Here is a 2,086-nt window from a genome sequence, read left to right on the forward strand (position 1 = left end):
CGCGGTGTGATGCGCGGCAAGGTCGTGCGCACGACGGTCAGTGATGGCAAGGCGCCGTGCCCACTGGATCGGGTCAATCGACAGTTCCGTGCCGAGCGACCGAACCAGCTCTGGGTCTCGGATTTCAGTGTGCCGCAGCAAGCGGCGTGAGAGATGAGGGTAGGTCCCTCGCCATCGGCTTGCAGGAGCAGGTGGCAAACCACCGCAAGCGGCTTGGGTCAAAAGCCCCGGTCGTGAGCGTTGCGGAAAAGGCGCCCTGAGGCGTCAGGTAAGAACCCGGAAGACGAACAACCGTGAACAGCCGTCCAAGCGTCGAAAGTACTGAGATGACATCGAAACCGGGGAGTGATGTTGCTCCGGGATCAGCCTGGCAGGTGCCTGCTTATGGGCCAGGCGGTGTCCGGCGTAGAGGCTGCGTGAGTCGGGTTCAGGCTCTTGCGTTGAACTGCGGGAACCTTCGGTGGCGATGGCAAGGGAAAGGCGCAAGCCCGCAAGGCGAGGCCGACAGTACCGATGCGTCACCAAGGGACGGAGCGGCTCGTAGTAGTGATGAAGTCGCTGTAATGGCGATGGAGCGAAGGGGCCGCGTCATCGAGTCATGCGGATCGGCCAACTGTGCAAGCAGGAGGAGCCGGGGCGTATGACAAAGTCGTTTGAGATTCCCAAGGCCTTGGTCTGGGAAGCGTACCAACGTGTCAAAGCCAACGGAGGTTCACCCGGAGTCGATCAGGAATCGATCGATCGATTTGAACGTCGTCTCGGCGACAACCTGTACGTTATTTGGAATCGGCTTTGTTCCGGCAGCTATCTTCCGCCGCCGGTGAAAGGTGTGCCGATTGCGAAGAAGTCAGGTGGCGTGCGGCTGCTCGGTGTGCCCACAGTGACCGATCGAGTGGCGCAAACGGTGGTCAAGCTTGTCTTGGAACCGATCCTCGAACCCGTGTTTCACCCCAACTCCTATGGTTACCGGCCCGGGCGCTCGGCGCTCGATGCGGTCGCCATGGTAAGGCGGCGATGCTGGGAGTATGACTGGGTGATCGAGTTCGACATCAAGGGATTGTTCGACAACATTGATCACGCGTTGCTGATGCGGGCGGTTCGCAAGCATTGCCGGATCCCTTGGGTGCTGCTGTACATCGAGCGTTGGCTCACAGCCCCGATGAAGATGGCGGACGGAACGCGAGTGGAAAGGGCGCGCGGCACGCCGCAAGGCGGGGTCGTCAGTCCGCTGCTCGCGAATCTGTTTCTGCACTACGCTTTCGACCGTTGGATGAGCGAATATCTGGGCAGTGTGCGGTTCTGCCGTTATGCCGATGATGGTGTCATCCACTGCAAAAGCCAGGCACAGGCAGAGTATGTCCTGCGCCGCGTTGCTGAGCGATTTCGAGCCTGTGGGTTGGAGTTGCATCCGGGGAAGACCCGGATCGTCTATTGTCGGGACATCAACCGTCCGGCAGCGTATCCGGTGGTGCAGTTCACGTTCCTTGGCTATACCTTCCGGCCGCGCAAGGCGGTCGACAAGTACGGTCGGGTGTATGTGAACTTCGCACCTGCGGTCAGTCGTGAGGCGCTACGTGCCATGCGGCAGACCATCCGGAGCTGGCATCTTCAGCTCATGTGCGACAAGCAAATCGACGATCTGTCCCGTATGTTCAATCCGGTGCTGCGTGGCTGGGGGAACTACTACGGGCGATTTCACGGCTCCGCGATGGATGCCATCTGGAAACACTTGGATGCGTATCTGGTGCGGTGGCTGCAGCGCAAGTACAAGTCCCTCGCTCGGCATAAAACGCGGGCGTGGGAGGCACTGCGCCGACTGGCCAACGCACACCCCGGGGCCTTTGTGCATTGGAAGCTGCGTTACACGTGAACGGCTCGATGATGGGAGCCGGATGAGTCGAGAGGCTCACGTCCGGTTCTGCGAGGGGCTGGGGGTGCAACTCCCCCGGCCTACTCACCCCTACGTCTCGACCTGGCAGGGCTGGCTCTATGTAGCCTTCGTCATTGACGTGTTTGCCAGGCGCATCGTGGGCTGGCGTGTCAGCAGTTCGATGCGCACGGACTTCGTGCTCGATGCCCTGGAACA

At 60.8% G+C, this 2,086-nt stretch carries 1 protein-coding gene and 2 pseudogenes; all 3 read left to right on the plus strand.

Features of this window, described 5'->3' with window-relative positions:
- Positions 1–129 (plus strand): annotated as a pseudogene (locus ACFPPB_RS20190) (IS3 family transposase); the annotation flags it as partial.
- A 511-nt stretch (positions 130–640) separates the two neighbouring features.
- Positions 641–1,870 carry a group II intron reverse transcriptase/maturase gene (gene ltrA / locus ACFPPB_RS20195; RefSeq protein ID WP_377330443.1) on the plus strand — a complete coding sequence of 410 codons (1,230 nt, stop codon included), beginning with the start codon at positions 641–643 and terminating at the stop codon, positions 1,868–1,870.
- Positions 1,871–1,961: 91 nt separating this feature from the next.
- Positions 1,962–2,086 (plus strand): annotated as a pseudogene (locus tag ACFPPB_RS20200) (DDE-type integrase/transposase/recombinase); the annotation flags it as partial.

This window comes from Rhodanobacter terrae, from assembly GCF_042657005.1.
GTDB classification, from domain to species: Bacteria; Pseudomonadota; Gammaproteobacteria; order Xanthomonadales; family Rhodanobacteraceae; genus Rhodanobacter; species Rhodanobacter terrae.